The following is an 18,783-nucleotide window of genomic DNA, read 5'->3' on the forward strand; positions in this document are numbered from 1 at the left end:
GTTTAGATAAAAACTTAATAAGGGTTTTTACGTTCATATAAAGAGTGAAAAGTTTAAATAGGGGAGATACTCAAGCGGCCAACGAGGGCAGACTGTAAATCTGCTGACTATGTCTTCGCAGGTTCGAATCCTGCTCTCCCCACTTTTTTAAACTTAAATTAAGGATTTTAAATAATTGCGGGAGTAGCTCAGTTGGTAGAGCGTCAGCCTTCCAAGCTGAATGTCGCCGGTTCGAACCCGGTCTCCCGCTCTAATATTTAAGCCGGTGTAGCTCAGGGGTAGAGCGTTTCCTTGGTAAGGAAGAGGTCACGGGTTCAAATCCCGTCATTGGCTCTATATTTAAACAGAAAATTAGAATACACTAATATTATTATATAACTAAGATTAAATTATTAAAACATGGCAAAGGCAACTTTCGATCGTTCAAAACCACACTTAAATATTGGTACTATTGGACACGTAGATCACGGTAAAACAACTTTAACTGCTGCTATTACTAAAGTATTAGCTGATGCAGGTTTATCAGAATCAAGAGATTTCGATACTATCGATAACGCTCCAGAAGAAAAAGAAAGAGGTATTACAATTAATACATCTCACGTAGAATATCAAACAGAAAAGCGTCACTACGCACACGTTGACTGTCCAGGTCACGCCGATTACGTAAAGAACATGGTAACTGGTGCTGCGCAAATGGATGGTGCAATCTTAGTGGTTGCTGCAACAGATGGTCCTATGCCGCAAACTCGTGAGCACATCTTGTTAGGTCGTCAGGTAGGTATTCCTCGTATTGTTGTTTTCTTAAACAAAGTAGATATGGTAGACGATGCTGAGCTTTTAGAGTTAGTTGATATGGAGGTTAGAGAATTATTATCTTTCTATGAGTATGATGGAGATAATGGGCCTGTAATTTCTGGTTCTGCTTTAGGTGCGCTTAACGGTGAGCAAAAGTGGGTTGACACTGTAATGGAATTAATGAATGCAGTAGATGAGTGGATTGAAGAGCCTGTTCGTGATATGGATAAGCCTTTCTTAATGCCAATCGAGGATGTATTCTCTATTACTGGTCGTGGTACTGTAGCAACTGGTCGTATCGAAACTGGTGTAGCTCAAACAGGTGATCCAGTAGAAATTATTGGTATGGGTGCAGAGAAATTAACTTCTACTATTACGGGTATCGAAATGTTCCGTCAAATATTAGATAGAGGCGAAGCTGGTGATAACGCTGGTATCTTATTAAGAGGTATTGAGAAAACTCAAATCTCTAGAGGTATGGTAATCACTAAACCAGGATCTGTGACACCACACGCTAAATTTAAAGCAGAGGTTTATATCCTTAAAAAAGAAGAAGGTGGACGTCACACTCCATTCCACAATAACTACCGTCCTCAATTCTATGTGCGTACAACTGACGTAACAGGAACAATTTCACTTCCTGATGGAGTAGAGATGGTAATGCCAGGAGATAACTTAACTATCACTGTTGAGTTAATTCAACCAATTGCAATGAACGTAGGTTTACGTTTCGCTATCCGTGAAGGAGGTAGAACAGTTGGTGCTGGTCAGGTAACTGAGATTTTAGACTAAGTTTTGGTCTTCTAAAATAAAAATTAAGGTGCTTCGTTTTTCGAAGCGCCTTGATTTATATTAACGGGTTTAGCTCAGTTGGTAGAGCACTGGTCTCCAAAACCAGGTGTCGGGAGTTCGAGTCTCTCAACCCGTGCAAAATAAATAGAATCTTTTGAGGTTTTATTTGAGCTTAAAAATTAAAATGTCTACTCTTTTAAGAAGAGACATAAATAAATAAAATTATGGCTGGAGTAGTAAATTACATAAAAGAATCATTTACAGAACTAAAGAATAATGTAAGTTGGACACCATGGGCAGAAGCTCAAAGTTTAACTATTCTAGTAGCTGTTTTTTCAATCATCTTTTCACTAGCTATTTGGGGAGTAGATACGGTTTTTAGTAAAGTAATAAGTTTATACTTTAATCTAATAAACGGATAATATATAATGGCTGAAGTTGGAGAAAAAAAATGGTATGTTGTAAGAGCAGTTAGTGGACAAGAAAATAAGGTCAAGACTTATATTGAAAACGAAATTGCAAGACTTGGGTTACAAGATTATGTAGAACAAGTATTAGTTCCTACAGAAAAGGTAGTTCAAATACGTAACGGAAAGAAAATAAACAAAGAAAAAGTTTATTTCAGTGGTTACATTATGATTAAAGCTAATCTTTCTGGAGAAATTCCTCACATTATTAAATCTGTTACAAATGTAATCGGTTTTTTAGGAGCTACAAAAGGAGGTGATCCATTACCATTAAGACAATCTGAAGTAAACAGAATGTTAGGTAAAGTTGATGAGTTAGCTGTAGATACAGATGTTAACGTAGCTATTCCTTACACAGTTGGAGAAACAGTAAAAGTTATCGATGGGCCATTTAATGGTTTTGATGGTACTATAGAAAATATTAACGAAGAAAAGCGTAAGCTAGAAGTAATGGTAAAAATATTTGGAAGAAAAACACCATTAGAATTAAGCTATATGCAAGTTGAGAAAATATAATAATTGTTACACTAAGGAAAGTACTCATTGCTTCCAAAAAATGAGTATGAAACTAAATTATTCAAAATGGCAAAAGAATTAGGAAAAGTAGTTAAACTACAAGTAAGGGGAGGCGCAGCGAACCCATCGCCGCCGGTTGGACCCGCTTTAGGTGCTGCTGGAGTTAATATCATGGAGTTCTGTAAGCAGTTTAATGCAAGAACCCAAGATAAAGCTGGTAAAGTTTTACCAGTGGTGATTTCTGTCTACAAAGACAAGTCATTTGACTTTGTGATCAAAACACCACCTGCAGCAGTTCAATTATTAGAAGCGGCCAAAGTAAAAAAAGGTTCAGGTGAACCTCATGTAAGAAAAGTAGCGAAAGTTTCTTGGGATCAAATCAGAACTATTGCAGAAGATAAAATGCAAGATTTAAATGCATTTACATTAGACTCTGCAATGAAAATGATTGCTGGTACTGCAAGATCTATGGGTATAACTGTTAAAGGTGGAGATGCACCAAATTAACCTAAAAAGATTTTAAGAAAATGGCAAGATTAACAAGAAAACAAAAAGAAGCTCAAGCAAAAATAGAAAAGGATAGATTATATTCTTTAGAAGAAGCTTCAGCTTTAGTAAAAGAAATAACAAACACTAAGTTTGATGCTTCTGTAGATTTAGCTGTAAGATTAGGAGTAGATCCTAGAAAAGCTAATCAAATGGTTAGAGGTGTTGTGTCTCTTCCTCACGGAACAGGTAAAGATGTTAAAGTATTAGCATTAGTTACACCAGACAAAGAAGAAGAAGCTAAAGAAGCAGGCGCAGATTACGTTGGTTTAGATGAATACCTTGATAAAATCAAAAGTGGTTGGACAGACGTAGACGTAATTATTACAATGCCTAGCGTTATGGGTAAATTAGGACCTTTAGGTCGTGTATTAGGACCAAGAGGATTAATGCCTAACCCAAAAACAGGAACAGTAACTATGGATATAGCTAAGGCTGTAACAGAAGTTAAAGCTGGTAAAATTGACTTTAGAGTTGATAAAACTGGTATAGTTCATGCATCAATAGGTAAAGCATCATTTACTGCTGATAAAATTGCGGGTAACGCAAACGAATTATTAACAACATTAATTAAACTTAAGCCAACTGCAGCTAAAGGTACTTATGTAAAAAGTATTTACATGTCAAGTACTATGAGCCCAAGTATTGCAATAGATACTAAAATAGGTTAAGTAGTTAAAAACTTTTATTATGACAAGAGAAGAAAAATCACAAGTAATTCAAGACTTAACTGCACAATTAGCCGATAATGCTAATATCTATATTGCAGATATTTCTGGATTAAATGCAGGTGCTACTTCAGACTTACGTCGTGCTTGTTTTAAAGCAAACGTAAAGTTAGCAGTAGTAAAAAATACATTACTTGAAAAAGCAATGGAAGCTTCAGATAAAGATTTTGGAGACTTACCATCTACTTTAAAGGGTAACACTTCGGTAATGTATTCTGAAACAGGAAACGCTCCTGCTAAAGTAATTAAAGCTTTCAGAAAAAAGTCTCAAAAGCCTTTATTAAAAGGTGCTTTTATTGAAGAAGCAATTTACTTAGGAGACGACCAGTTAGATGCTTTAGTAGACATCAAGTCAAGAGAAGAATTAATAGGAGATATCATTGGATTATTACAATCTCCAGCTAAAAATGTTATTTCAGCTCTTAAATCTGGTGGAAACACATTATCTGGTTTAGTTAAGACCTTATCTGAAAGAGAAGGTTAAAAAAGTACGCACTTTTACAATTATATATTAAATTAAAAAATTATTAAAACGATAGAAAAATGGCAGATTTAAAAGATTTCGCAGAACAATTAGTTAACTTAACAGTAAAAGAAGTAAACGAGTTAGCTACTATTTTAAAAGATGAATACGGTATAGAACCTGCTGCTGCTGCAGTAGCTGTTGCTGGTGGTCCTGCTGCTGGTGGTGGAGAAGCTGCAGAAGAAAAATCAGAATTCGACGTAGTTCTTAAATCAGCTGGAGCTTCTAAGCTTGCAGTTGTAAAATTAGTTAAAGAATTAACTGGTTTAGGATTAAAAGAAGCTAAAGAATTAGTTGATGGTGCACCAAGTAACATCAAAGAAGGAGTTTCTAAAGACGAAGCTGAAGGCTTAAAATCTTCATTAGAAGAAGCAGGAGCAGAGGTTGAGCTTAAGTAAGCTTAACACTTAAATTTTACAAAGGTTTAGGTCTGGAGAGTTGTCTCTTAGACCTAAACCATTTGTCGTATATAGTGATTAACTATATACAAACATTTTTTTTTAATCAAAATTTCGTCCATTGATGTTAGTAACACAAGCTGAAAGATTAAATTTCTCTTCTATTATAAATAGAACTGAATACCCAGACTTTATGGATATTCAGATTAAATCCTTCCAGGATTTTTTCCAGTTAGAAACTAAATCTGAAGAAAGAGGTGATGAAGGTTTATATAACACCTTCCTAGAAAACTTTCCAATTACAGACACACGTAATCAATTTGTTTTAGAATTTTTAGATTACTTTATAGATCCGCCAAGATACACAATTGAAGAGTGTATAGAAAGAGGATTAACTTATAGCGTTCCTTTAAAAGCAAGGTTAAAGTTATATTGTACAGACCCTGAACATGAAGATTTTGAAACCATTGTTCAAGATGTGTACTTAGGAACAATTCCTTACATGACTCCAAGTGGTACATTCGTTATTAACGGAGCAGAACGTGTAGTAGTATCTCAATTACATAGATCTCCAGGTGTATTCTTTGGTCAGTCTTTCCATGCCAATGGAACAAAATTATATTCGGCAAGAGTTATACCTTTCAAAGGTTCTTGGATTGAATTCGCAACAGATATTAACCAAGTAATGTACGCGTACATCGATAGAAAGAAAAAGTTACCTGTAACTACTCTTTTTAGAGCTATCGGTTTTGAGCGTGATAAAGATATATTAGAAATTTTTGACCTTGCAGAAGAAGTTAAAGTTTCAAAATCTGGACTTAAAAAAGTTTTAGGACGTAAGTTAGCAGCACGTGTACTTAATACATGGCACGAAGATTTCGTTGATGAAGATACAGGAGAAGTAGTTTCTATTGAGCGTAACGAAATTGTTTTAGATCGTGATACAGAATTAGACAAAGATAATATAGAAGAAATCCTAGAAGTTGGAGTTAAAACTATTCTTTTACATAAAGAAAGCTCTCAACAAGGAGATTACGCTATTATCCACAATACACTTCAAAAAGACCCAACAAACTCTGAAAAAGAAGCTGTAGAACATATTTATCGTCAATTACGTAATGCAGAACCGCCAGATGAGGAAACTGCACGTGGTATTATTGACAAATTATTCTTCTCTGACCAACGTTACTCTTTAGGTGAAGTAGGTCGTTATAGAATGAACAAAAAATTAGGTCTTGATATTGGTATGGACAAACAAGTTCTTACTAAAGAAGATATCATTACCATTATTAAATATTTAATCGAGTTAATCAACTCTAAAGCAGAGATTGATGATATTGATCACTTATCTAACCGTCGTGTACGTACAGTAGGAGAGCAGTTATCATCTCAGTTTGGTGTTGGTTTAGCACGTATGGCTCGTACCATTCGTGAGCGTATGAATGTACGTGATAACGAAGTGTTTACACCAATAGACTTAATTAATGCCAAGACGTTATCTTCAGTAATTAATTCATTCTTTGGTACAAACCAGTTATCTCAGTTTATGGATCAAACAAACCCATTAGCAGAGATTACTCACAAACGTCGTTTATCTGCATTAGGACCAGGTGGTTTATCTCGTGAGAGAGCAGGTTTCGAGGTTCGTGACGTTCACTATACTCACTACGGAAGACTTTGCCCTATTGAAACTCCTGAAGGTCCAAACATTGGATTAATTTCATCACTTTCAGTTTATGCTAAAGTGAACTCTATGGGATTCATTGAAACACCATATAGAAAAGTTGAAGATGGAGTAGTAGATATCAAAGGTGATCCAATATATTTAAGTGCAGAAGAAGAAGAAGAAAAATTAATCGCTCAAGCAACTGTAAAAGTTGATGACAATGGTAAGATCCTTCACGACAAAGTAATTGCTCGTATGGAAGGAGATTTCCCAGTAATGGATCCAAAAGAAATCCATTATACAGATGTAGCGCCTAACCAAATTTCTTCTATTTCGGCATCTTTAATTCCATTCTTAGAGCACGATGATGCCAACCGTGCATTGATGGGATCAAACATGATGCGTCAAGCAGTACCATTATTAAGACCTCAATCTCCTATCGTAGGAACAGGTCTTGAAAAGCAGGTAGCATCAGATTCTCGTGTATTAATTAATGCAGAAGGAAATGGTGTTGTAGAATATGTAGACGCTAATGAAATAGTAATAAAATACGAACGTACAGAAGATGAAGCTAAAGTAAGTTTTGATAGTGATGTTAAATCTTACCCTTTAATCAAGTTTAGAAAGACTAACCAAGGTACTTCAATTAACTTAAAACCAATCGTAAGAAAGGGAGATAAAGTTGTTAAAGGACAAGTACTAAGTGAAGGTTATGCAACTGAAAAAGGAGAATTAGCTTTAGGTAGAAACATGAAAGTTGCCTTTATGCCTTGGAAAGGGTATAACTTTGAGGATGCGATTGTGATTTCTGAAAAAGTAGTTCGTGAAGACATATTTACATCTATTCATATCGATGAGTATTCTCTTGAAGTAAGAGATACAAAATTAGGAAATGAAGAGTTAACTAATGACATACCAAACGTTTCAGAAGAAGCTACAAAAGACTTAGATGAACATGGTATGATTCGCGTTGGTGCAGAAGTAAAACCAGGAGATATCTTAATTGGTAAAATTACTCCAAAAGGTGAATCAGATCCAACTCCAGAAGAAAAACTTTTACGTGCTATATTTGGTGACAAAGCAGGAGATGTAAAAGATGCCTCTTTAAAAGCATCACCTTCATTACATGGTGTTGTAATTAACAAGAAGTTATTCTCTAGAGCAATTAAAGATAAGCGTAAGAGAGCTCAAGATAAAGAAGATATAGCAAAATTAGAAACGTTATATACTACTAAATTTGATGAGTTACAAGCTGTTTTAGTTGAAAAATTATTTGCAATTGTAAACGGAAAAACATCTCAAGGAATCTTTAATGATTTAGGTGAAGAAGTTTTACCAAAAGGTAAAAAATTCACTTTAAAGATGTTAAATGCTGTTGATGATTATACGCACTTAACAGGTGGTACTTGGACAACAGACGACCATACAAATAAATTAGTAGCAGACTTAATCCATAACTATAAGATTAAGGAGAACGATTTACAAGGTGCTCTTAGACGTGAGAAGTTTACAATCTCTGTAGGAGACGAGCTTCCTTCAGGAATCATCAAGCTTGCTAAAGTTTACATTGCTAAAAAGCGTAAACTTAAAGTAGGAGATAAGATGGCAGGACGACACGGTAACAAAGGTATTGTTGCTCGTATTGTACGTCAAGAAGATATGCCATTCTTAGAAGATGGAACACCGGTAGATATAGTACTTAACCCATTAGGTGTACCTTCTCGTATGAACATTGGTCAGATTTATGAAACTGTACTTGGTTGGGCAGGGCAAAACTTAGGTAAAAAGTTTGCTACACCAATCTTTGATGGTGCAACATTAGATCAAATTAATGAGCTAACAGACGAAGCAGGTATCCCAAGATTTGGACATACATATTTATATGATGGTGGAACAGGTGATCGTTTTGATCAACCGGCTACAGTAGGTGTGATTTACATGCTTAAACTTGGTCACATGGTTGATGATAAGATGCACGCACGTTCTATCGGACCATACTCTTTAATTACACAACAACCATTAGGTGGTAAAGCACAATTTGGAGGTCAGCGTTTTGGAGAGATGGAAGTTTGGGCACTAGAAGCATATGGTGCATCAAGTACACTTAGAGAAATCTTGACAGTAAAATCTGATGACGTGGTTGGTAGAGCTAAAACTTACGAAGCAATCGTAAAAGGTGAAGCTATGCCAGAACCAGGATTACCAGAATCTTTTAACGTATTAATGCACGAATTAAAAGGTTTAGGTTTAGACATTAGATTAGAAGAATAAAAAAATAGTAGTCAGTAATCAGTATGTATTCAATCTGCATACTGAAAGCTGGAGACTGAATACTATAAGAAATTATGGCTAGAAAACAAGATAAGAATTCAGTAAAGAGATTTAATAAAATCTCAATTGGTTTAGCATCACCAGAGTCTATTTTAGCAGAGTCTAGAGGTGAAGTTTTAAAACCAGAAACTATCAATTATCGTACTCATAAACCAGAAAGAGATGGTTTATTCTGCGAGCGTATTTTTGGTCCTGTAAAGGATTATGAGTGTGCTTGTGGTAAATATAAGCGTATTCGTTACAAAGGTATCGTATGTGACCGTTGTGGTGTAGAAGTAACAGAAAAGAAAGTACGTCGTGACCGCGTTGGACACATCAACTTAGTTGTGCCAGTAGCTCACATTTGGTACTTCCGTTCTTTACCAAACAAAATAGGATATTTATTAGGATTACCATCCAAAAAATTAGATATGATTATTTACTACGAACGTTACGTAGTAATTCAACCAGGTAATGTTAAAAATGAAGAAGGAGAACCATTACAAAAAATGGACTTCTTAACAGAAGAAGAATATTTAAATATTTTAGAAACACTTCCTCAAGACAATAACTATTTAGAAGATTCAGATCCTAATAAGTTTATTGCTAAAATGGGAGCAGAGTGTTTAATTGATTTATTAGCAAGAATAGACTTAGATGCTTTATCTTATGAATTAAGACATAAAGCAAACAACGAAACTTCTAAACAACGTAAAACAGAAGCTTTAAAACGTTTACAAGTTGTTGAAGCTTTACGTGAGTCTAATGAAAATAGAGAAAATCGTCCAGAATGGATGATAATGAAGGTGGTACCAGTAATTCCACCAGAATTAAGACCATTAGTACCATTAGATGGAGGACGTTTTGCAACTTCAGATTTAAATGATTTATACCGTCGTGTAATTATACGTAACAACCGTTTAAAGCGATTAGTAGAAATTAAAGCTCCTGAAGTAATTTTACGTAATGAGAAACGTATGTTACAAGAATCTGTAGATTCATTATTTGATAACACACGTAAATCTTCTGCTGTAAAAACAGACTCTAACAGACCATTAAAATCTTTATCAGATTCTTTAAAAGGTAAGCAAGGACGTTTCCGTCAAAACTTACTTGGTAAACGTGTAGATTATTCAGCACGTTCTGTAATTGTTGTAGGACCAGAATTAAAATTATTTGAATGTGGTCTTCCTAAAAATATGGCAGCAGAGTTATACAAGCCTTTCGTAATTAGAAAATTAATTGAGAGAGGAATTGTAAAAACTGTAAAGTCTGCAAAGAAAATTATAGATAAAAAAGAGCCAGTAGTTTGGGATATTTTAGAAAATGTTTTAAAAGGACATCCAGTACTTTTAAACCGTGCTCCTACGCTTCACAGACTTGGTATTCAAGCTTTCCAACCTAAATTAATAGAAGGTAAAGCTATACAGCTACACCCATTAGTGTGTACTGCATTTAACGCCGATTTTGATGGTGATCAAATGGCTGTTCACTTACCGTTAGGTCCAGAAGCTATTCTTGAAGCGCAATTACTTATGTTGGCGTCTCATAATATCTTAAACCCTGCAAACGGTTCACCAGTTACTGTACCATCTCAGGATATGGTTCTTGGTTTATATTATATGACTAAAGAGCGTAAATCTACTCCAGAAGTTCAAATAAAAGGAGAAGGTTTAACTTTTTATTCAGCAGAAGAAGTAACTATTGCTTACAATGAAAAGCGTGTTGACTTAAACGCAGGAATTAAAGTTAGAGCAATCGATTTTAATGAAGACGGAGAGTTAGTACCACAAATTATAGAAACTACAGTCGGACGTGTACTTTTCAATGAAAAAGTACCAGCTGCTGCAGGTTATATAAACACGGTATTAACAAAGAAAGCTTTAAGAGATATCATTGGTAATATCTTAAAAGTTACTAGCGTACCAGAAACAGCTCAGTTCTTAGATGAAATAAAAACTTTAGGATACAACTTTGCCTTTAGAGGTGGTTTATCTTTCAGTTTAGGAGATATCATTATTCCTGCAGAAAAGCAATCAATGATTGATGCTGCTAACAAAAAAGTAGATGTTATTACTGGTAACTATAACATGGGATTAATTACTAATAACGAACGTTATAACCAAGTAATTGACGAGTGGACATCTACCAATGCCGAGTTAACAGAATTATCTATGAAACGTATTAGAGAAGACCAACAAGGGTTTAACTCTGTATACATGATGCTTGATTCTGGAGCTCGTGGATCTAAAGAGCAAATTCGTCAGTTAACCGGTATGCGTGGATTAATGGCTAAGCCTAAAAAATCTAACGCTGGTGGTGGAGAGATTATTGAAAACCCAATTCTTTCTAACTTTAAAGAAGGACTTTCAATTTTAGAATACTTTATCTCTACTCACGGTGCTCGTAAAGGTCTTGCCGATACCGCACTTAAAACAGCCGATGCAGGTTACTTAACTCGTCGTTTAGTGGATGTATCTCAAGACGTTATTGTAAATAGTGAAGATTGTGGTACTTTAAGAGGTGTAGAAGTTGCACCACTTAAAAAGAATGACGAAGTTGTAGAAAGTTTAGGTGAAAGAATTGTTGGACGTGTATCATTAAATGATGTTTATGATCCATTAACAGAAGAAGTATTAGTAGAAGCTGGTCAATTAATTGACGAAGCAATTGCTGATAAAATAGAAAAATCACCTATAGAGTCTATAGAAGTACGTTCACCATTAACATGTGAGGCTAAGAAAGGTATTTGTGCACAATGTTACGGTCGTAACCTAGCAACCAACAAAATGGTTCAACGTGGTGAAGCTGTAGGTGTTGTAGCAGCTCAGTCTATTGGAGAGCCAGGAACACAGTTAACACTTCGTACTTTCCACGTAGGAGGTATTGCAGGAAACATTTCAGAAGAAAATAAATTAATAGTTAAGTTTGATGGTGTTGCCGAAATTGATGACCTTAAAACAGTAAAAGGTACTGATAATGAAGGTAACGAAGTAGATGTTGTAATCTCTCGTACATCAGAACTTAAATTAGTAGATAAAAAGACAGGTATTGTTTTAAGTACTAACAATATCCCTTATGGGTCACATATCTTTGTTAAGAGTGGAGATAAATTAACTAAAGGAGATGTTGTTTGTTCTTGGGATCCATATAACGGAGTAATTATCTCAGAATTTGCTGGAAAAGTAAGATATGAAAATATCGAGCAAGGTGTTACTTATCAAGTAGAAATTGATGAGCAAACAGGTTTCCAAGAAAAAGTAATTTCTGAATCAAGAAACAAAAAATTAATACCTACTCTTATTATAGAAGATAGTAAGGGAGAAGCAATCCGTTCTTACAATTTACCAGTAGGAGCACACATTATGATTGATGATGGTGATAAGATTAAGGTTGGAAAAATCTTAGTTAAGATACCACGTAAATCTGCTAAAGCAGGTGATATTACAGGAGGTTTACCACGTGTAACAGAATTATTTGAAGCACGTAACCCTTCTAACCCAGCTGTTGTTAGTGAAATTGATGGAGTTGTATCTTTTGGTAAAATTAAAAGAGGTAACCGCGAGATTATTGTAGAGTCTAAATTAGGAGATATTAAGAAGTACTTGGTTAAATTATCTAACCAAATCTTAGTACAAGAAAATGACTTTGTAAAAGCAGGTATGCCTTTATCTGACGGTTCTGTAACACCTAACGATATCTTAAATATTAAAGGTCCTTCAGCAGTACAACAATACTTAGTTAATGAAGTACAAGAAGTTTACCGTTTACAAGGAGTAAAAATTAATGATAAGCATTTTGAAGTTGTTGTAAGACAAATGATGCGTAAAGTTAGAATTATTGACTCTGGAGATACTGTATTCTTAGAAAACCAACTAATTCATAAATCAGATTTCATAGAAGAAAATGATGAAATCTTTGGAATGAAAGTAGTAGAAGATGCAGGAGATTCTTCAAACTTAAAAGAAGGTCAGATAGTTTCTGCTTTCCAATTAAGAGACGAAAATTCTATACTTAAACGTGAAGATAAAAAGTTAGTTGTAGCTAGAGACGCTAGACCTGCCACAGCAACACCTATCTTACAAGGTATTACAAGAGCATCACTTCAAACTAAGTCGTTTATTTCAGCAGCATCGTTCCAAGAAACAACAAAAGTTCTTAATGAGGCAGCAGTAAGCGGAAAAGTTGATACTTTAGAAGGTCTTAAAGAAAATGTAATTGTAGGTCATCGTATACCAGCAGGAACAGGTATGAGAGCTTATGATAATATTATAGTAGGATCTAAAGAAGAATTTGATCAAATGATGAAAGCTAAACAAGAGGTTAACTTTAACTAATTGCTTAAAATAAGACATCATTTAAAATAAATTATAATAATTATAAGAATCCTGCCTTGTGCAGGATTCTTTATTTAAAAGAAAATAACATGTCAGACAATAAAGACAATAAGCAAAAACAAGGACAAATTAATATTGAGTTAGATGAGAAAGTTGCAGAAGGAACATATTCAAACCTAGCAATAATAAATCATTCAGTATCAGAATTTGTAATTGATTTTGTAAGCATTATGCCAGGTACACCAAAAAGTAAAGTAAAATCTAGAATTATTTTAACACCACAACATGCTAAACGACTATTAAAAGCTTTAGGTGATAATGTAAATAGATTTGAAAAAGCCCATGGAGAAATTAAAGATTATGAGCAACCACCAATTCCATTAAATTTTGGTCCAACAGGTCAAGCATAAAAAAATCCCATCTTCTAGATGGGATTTTTTATTTATAGATTCTTGTTATTTGAAATAAATTCATTAATAGAGTTAAGTTATCTTTTTGAAAAAATCAAGTTTTTTAATGTGGTTTTTATACTAAAATTCTAAATTAGAATGTAATTATATATCTTTTTGATTATAATCTCTTAAAATAACTTAAAATTGATTTTTTAGTTATTTGAATTCTGAAACATAATGAAATTTTATACTAGGGTATTTTTGTTCTGTCATTTGAAGAGAAAAAGCAGAGTCTGCTAAAAACACTAGTTGACCTTGTTTATCTTTTGCAAGAAAACGTTGTTTAACTCTTAAGAAATCTTTGTATTCATCATTTTTAGGGTCTTCAGGATCTACCCAACAAGCTTTGTACACATTTAAATTTTCATAGGTACATTTTGCCCCATATTCGTGCTCTAATCTGTATTGAATTACTTCATATTGAAGCGCTCCAACGGTACCAATTACTTTTCTTCCGTTTAATTCTAAAGTGAATAATTGGGCAACACCTTCATCCATTAATTGGTCAATTCCTTTATATAATTGTTTAGATTTTAAAGGATCTGCGTTGTTGATATATCTAAAATGTTCTGGTGAAAAACTTGGTATTCCTTTGTAATTTATAATTTCACCTTCGGTTAAAGTATCTCCTATTTTAAAGTTACCTGTATCGTGTAATCCTACAATATCACCAGGATAAGAGATATCTACTATTTCTTTCTTTTCTGCAAAAAAGGCATTCGGACTAGAAAATTTCATTTTCTTATTGTTTCTTACGTGTAGGTAAGGTGTGTTTCGTTTAAATTCACCTGAAACAATCTTAATAAATGCAAGTCGGTCTCTGTGTTTTGGGTCCATGTTGGCATGGATTTTAAACACAAAACCAGTAAATTCTTTTTCGTCTGGTTTTACTAAGCGTTCTTCACTGTTTTTAGCTCTTGGTTTAGGTGCTATATCTACAAAGCAATCTAATAATTCTCTAACACCAAAGTTGTTTAATGCTGAACCAAAAAACACGGGTTGTAAGTGTCCGTTAAGATATTCATCTCTATCAAAATCAGGATAAATACCTTCTACAAGCTCTAATTCTTCTCTTAATGTTTCGGCAGAATTATCTCCAATTAACTCATTGACTTCAGTAGAATTTATATCTGAAATTTCTATAGTTTCTTCAATGTTTTTACGGTTATCACCACTAAAAAGATTGATGTTCTGTTCCCAAATATTGTAGATTCCTTTAAACTCATAACCCATACCTATAGGGAAGCTTAAAGGAGTGACTTTTAGTTTAAGTTTTTGTTCTATTTCATCTAATAATTCAAACGCATCTTTACCTTCTCGATCTAATTTATTGATAAAAACAATCATTGGTATGTTACGCATTCTACAAACTTCAACCAATTTTTCTGTTTGTTCTTCAACACCTTTAGCGACATCAATAACTACAATTACACTGTCTACAGCAGTTAGTGTACGGTAAGTGTCTTCAGCAAAATCTTTATGACCTGGTGTGTCTAAAATATTGATTTTTATTCCATTATACTCAAAAGCTAATACAGAAGTTGCTACAGATATACCTCTTTGGCGTTCAATTTCCATAAAATCACTTGTAGCACCTTTTTTTATTTTATTACTTTTTACAGCTCCTGCTTCTTGAATAGCACCACCAAAAAGTAATAATTTTTCTGTAAGTGTAGTTTTTCCTGCATCAGGATGAGAGATAATACCAAAGGTCCTTCTTCTGTTGATTTCTTCTTTAAACTTCATTGAAAATTAAATTTTGGCAAAGATATGCCTATTATTTACATTTCCTCAATATGAAAGATTAATGTTTTTATCAATTTACTATCCAAAATCAATCAAATAGATATTATAAGTTAGATTTTTTGATATTCTTTTAATTTTTTAGATCACAAAAAAGATGTTTTATAACACAAAAATCACTTTTCAACGAATTATTAAATCATTTTAGAGATTAAGAAGATTTTCATACGTTAAATTCCGTTAATTTGTTGAAAATTTAGTGATGTTTGTGTGTGTTAATGTTAGCTAAAAAATAGATTAAAATAACCCGTTTTTTTATTAATATTTTCTATAACAAGTTGTGTGTTTGTTAATTAAAATAGTCAGGTCTAAAACAAATATTGTAAGTATTTGATTACAAACAAATAACAACAAAACATTTTATTTTTAATAGTATTTTTTTAAAAAATATAATTAGTGCTTTAAATATGGAAAAAACTACACTTTGGTTTAGAATGTTGAAAATAGTAGTCCAAGATAAATTGGTCAACAGGTTTTTAAACAAAAAAAGAACAAGAACATATGTTCTTCTTGTAATTACATTTTTTGCAACATTCTTTGTAAATGCTCAGAATTTTGAGACAATTTCAGTTACAGGTATAGTCTCTGGTAATAATACAGATAACACATTATTTACTGTAACATCATCCATCCCTAACTTACAAAGAGTTAGAGCTCAAAGAATAAATGGTCAACCAGGTGTTTTTACACAACAAGGAGATGATATTAGATATACTTCTAATTCAACAGTAGCAGGGATACCAAACAATAGATCTAGGATTAGGTTTAGCTTTTTAGAATCAGATGGTGTGACGCCTATTGCAGGAAACGATTTTCGTTTTAAAGTAAATGATATAGACGGTCCTAATAATGAAGAATTATCTACAGATTGTAGTTCTGGTGTGCGTTTTACGGCAACAGCAGACCCGACAAATATGATTGTTGATAATGTAGTGCCTAACTTAAGCGCTACAGGTTCTGCAAACGAAACTAATGGGGCTACAAGTAGAGTTATGTATGAGTATGATGATGTAACTTTTGTTGAATTTGATAATTATGCTAACAGTGGGTTCCTGAAGGACTTTGATATGGATGATGATTTATTAATCTCAACACCATTATACTCTGTATGTTTAACAGATGCTGATTCAGACGGAATTCCAGATGCTACAGATTTAGATGATGATAACGATGGTATCTTAGACACAGTTGAATCTTTAGGATTTGAACCAGATGGAGATAATGATGGAGATGGTTTGCCTAATTATGTTGACACATCAGATGATTCTGGAGCATCAGCAACCTATATAGCAAATGCAGATGGTTCGCCAACAGATTATACAGACTCTAATAACAATGGTACGCCAGATGTTTACGAAAACACAGATGCAGATGGAGACGGAATACCGAACCATTTAGACTTAGATAGTGATAATGATGGATGTAGTGATGCCAATGAAGCTTATAACAATCCTAATGCAGATGGAGGAGATGGAGGTGAATATGGTACAGGTTTTCCACCAGTAACTAATCCCGACGGAACAGTTAGCGCTGCTTCTTATTCAGGTACTAATCCTTCAGTTTTAAGTACAGACCCAGATTTAGATGGAGATGGTTTAACAGGTATTTGCGACCCAGATAATGATGGAGACGGTAACCCAGATGTGTCAGATCCAACATCAGGTGCACCTACAACTTCACCAGATAGTGCTAGTGTAGTTTCAGGAGTATCTCAAAATATTCAAATTCTTGCAAATGACGATTTCCTAAATGATGGTGATGTAAATAATCTAGGAACAACAACAATTACAGATGCTGGAACAGGTAGCGCAGCAGGAACGATTTCTTTTGATGCAACAACAGGAGAACTTATTTATTCAGCATTACTATCAGAAGCAGGTAGCTCTGTTACAATTGATTATACAGTTTGTAATGATGCATCAGGTACTCCAGTTTGTCTAACCGAAACAGTAACACTTACAGTTACTGGACCAGATCAAGACGGAGATGGTGTATACGATAATTTAGACCTAGACGATGATAATGATGGTATTTTAGATACAGATGAAGCTAATGGTCAACCAGATCCTAGTGCAGATGCAGACGGAGATGGTACACCTAACTATCAAGATCCAGATTTAGCAGGATTCGTTGATGTTAATGGAGATGGAGTTAATGATAATTATGACGCAGACGGAGATGGAATACCAAATCATTTTGATTTAGATAGTGATAACGATGGTATTTATGATGTTGTTGAGTCTGGAGGAATAGATGCTAATAATGATGGATATGCAGATGATGATGATAATAATGTTGATAACACAGCTTCAAATGGTATTCCAACATCAGCAGGGACAGGAGTAACACCAATAGATACGCTGTCAGACGGAAGCTTTGATTTTTTAAACCTAGATTCAGATGGCGATGGATGTTCAGATGCTAACGAAGCATATAACAACAACACAGCAGATGGAGGAGATACAGGAGTTTACGGTACAGATCCAGCAACAGTAGATGCCAATGGATTAGTAACCACAGCAGCTTACAATACAGGAGCAGTAGCAGCAGTAACTACAGCAGACATAGATTTAGATAGTGATGGATTAGTAGGCGTATGTGATTTAGATGATGATGGCGATGGAAATCCAGACACAACAGATCCAAATACAGGAGTGCCTACCACATCACCAGATTCAGATAATGCAACAGGCGGAATACCAGTTACAACACAAATTCTAGCCAACGATGATTATTTAAATGATGGCGATGTAAATAACTTAGGTACAACAACAATAACAGATGCAGGGACAGGCACAGCAACAGGAACAATTAGTTTTGATGCTACTACAGGAGAGTTAACTTACACACCAACCTTTGCAGAAGGCGGAACAGTAGTAACAGTAGATTACACGGTATGTAACGATGCCTCAGGATCTGCAATATGTACAACAGAAACAGTAACAATAACAGTAGCATATGGAGATGAAGACGGAGATGGTGTACCAGATAATTTAGACCAATGTCCAGGATTTGATGATGCAGCAGATGTAGATGGCGATGGCGTTGCAGACGGATGTGATTTAGATGATGACAATGACGGTATAGCCGATATAGATGAAAGCGCTGGAAACTTCCCAGACGGAGACGAAGACGGAGACGGTATACCAAACTGGATGGATACAACCGATAATGACCCAGGAAACACAATCGGAGATGGAAGTGCAACAATTTACACAGATGCAGACGGAAACGGAATACCAGATGTATATGATTTTGATGGAGATGGAGTGCCAAACCATTTAGATCTAGACTCAGATAACGACGGTATTTATGATGTAGTTGAAGCAGGAGGAGTAGATGCAGATAACGATGGAGTCGCAGATGGTTTAGATGGTGATAATAACGGAGTACCAGATTCAGCAGGAACAGGAGTAACGCCAATAGACACATTATCAGATGGAAGTTTTG

12 protein-coding genes and 4 tRNA genes are annotated in these 18,783 nt (G+C 34.5%); 15 read left to right on the plus strand and 1 reads right to left on the minus strand.

All coding sequences use genetic code 11. The features are described from left to right. The first annotated feature begins 60 nt into the window (after nt 1-60). The 14 genes from WA327_RS14290 (at nt 61) to WA327_RS14355 (ending at nt 13,488) form a co-directional block, all read left to right on the plus strand. Nucleotides 61-142: transfer RNA gene (locus WA327_RS14290), tRNA-Tyr, on the plus strand. A gap of 35 nt (nt 143-177) precedes the next feature. Then, nucleotides 178-250: transfer RNA gene (locus WA327_RS14295), tRNA-Gly, on the plus strand. An 11-nt stretch (nt 251-261) separates the two neighbouring features. Next, nucleotides 262-333: transfer RNA gene (locus WA327_RS14300), tRNA-Thr, on the plus strand. Nucleotides 334-399: 66 nt separating this feature from the next. Next, nucleotides 400-1,587, plus strand: a complete 1,188-nt coding sequence (tuf, locus tag WA327_RS14305) for an elongation factor Tu (RefSeq protein ID WP_027880451.1) — start codon at nt 400-402, stop codon at nt 1,585-1,587. Nucleotides 1,588-1,650: 63 nt separating this feature from the next. After that, nucleotides 1,651-1,723: transfer RNA gene (locus tag WA327_RS14310), tRNA-Trp, on the plus strand. 88 nt (nt 1,724-1,811) lie between these two features. After that, on the plus strand, nt 1,812-2,009 hold the full coding sequence (secE, locus tag WA327_RS14315) for a preprotein translocase subunit SecE (protein ID WP_027880452.1): 198 nt from the start codon (nt 1,812-1,814) through the stop codon (nt 2,007-2,009). A 6-nt stretch (nt 2,010-2,015) separates the two neighbouring features. Then, entirely contained in the window at nt 2,016-2,570 is a 555-nt protein-coding gene (nusG, locus tag WA327_RS14320) for a transcription termination/antitermination protein NusG (RefSeq protein WP_336070852.1), read from the plus strand. Between the two features lie 66 nt (nt 2,571-2,636). Beyond that, entirely contained in the window at nt 2,637-3,077 is a 441-nt protein-coding gene (gene rplK, locus WA327_RS14325; protein ID WP_027880454.1) for a 50S ribosomal protein L11, read from the plus strand. A gap of 20 nt (nt 3,078-3,097) precedes the next feature. After that, on the plus strand, nt 3,098-3,787 hold the full coding sequence (rplA, locus tag WA327_RS14330) for a 50S ribosomal protein L1 (protein ID WP_304144020.1): 690 nt from the start codon (nt 3,098-3,100) through the stop codon (nt 3,785-3,787). A gap of 19 nt (nt 3,788-3,806) precedes the next feature. Beyond that, on the plus strand, nt 3,807-4,328 hold the full coding sequence (gene rplJ, locus WA327_RS14335; RefSeq protein ID WP_336070856.1) for a 50S ribosomal protein L10: 522 nt from the start codon (nt 3,807-3,809) through the stop codon (nt 4,326-4,328). A 59-nt stretch (nt 4,329-4,387) separates the two neighbouring features. Next, entirely contained in the window at nt 4,388-4,765 is a 378-nt protein-coding gene (rplL, locus tag WA327_RS14340) for a 50S ribosomal protein L7/L12 (RefSeq protein WP_304144015.1), read from the plus strand. Nucleotides 4,766-4,889: 124 nt separating this feature from the next. Further along, the gene (rpoB, locus tag WA327_RS14345; RefSeq protein ID WP_336070858.1) at nt 4,890-8,702 is read left to right on the plus strand and encodes a DNA-directed RNA polymerase subunit beta; all 3,813 of its coding nucleotides are present in this window, start codon (nt 4,890-4,892) and stop codon (nt 8,700-8,702) included. A 74-nt stretch (nt 8,703-8,776) separates the two neighbouring features. Next, entirely contained in the window at nt 8,777-13,078 is a 4,302-nt protein-coding gene (gene rpoC, locus WA327_RS14350; protein ID WP_336070859.1) for a DNA-directed RNA polymerase subunit beta', read from the plus strand. Between the two features lie 89 nt (nt 13,079-13,167). Continuing rightward, a complete protein-coding gene (locus tag WA327_RS14355) occupies nt 13,168-13,488 on the plus strand; it encodes a DUF3467 domain-containing protein (protein ID WP_027880460.1) in 321 nt (106 codons plus the stop codon). A 198-nt stretch (nt 13,489-13,686) separates the two neighbouring features. Here the strand turns inward: WA327_RS14355 and WA327_RS14360 are convergent, their stop codons facing one another. Beyond that, complete coding sequence (locus WA327_RS14360; RefSeq protein ID WP_336070861.1) at nt 13,687-15,276, minus strand: peptide chain release factor 3; 1,590 nt, start codon at nt 15,274-15,276, stop codon at nt 13,687-13,689. 464 nt (nt 15,277-15,740) lie between these two features. Here WA327_RS14360 and WA327_RS14365 point away from each other — a divergent pair. Next, nucleotides 15,741-18,783: beta strand repeat-containing protein (locus WA327_RS14365; RefSeq protein WP_407942468.1), on the plus strand; the 3,043-nt coding region annotated here is incomplete at its 3' end.

Source organism: Mesoflavibacter sp. CH_XMU1404-2 (genome assembly GCF_037029465.1).
Classification (GTDB): Bacteria; Bacteroidota; Bacteroidia; order Flavobacteriales; family Flavobacteriaceae; genus Mesoflavibacter.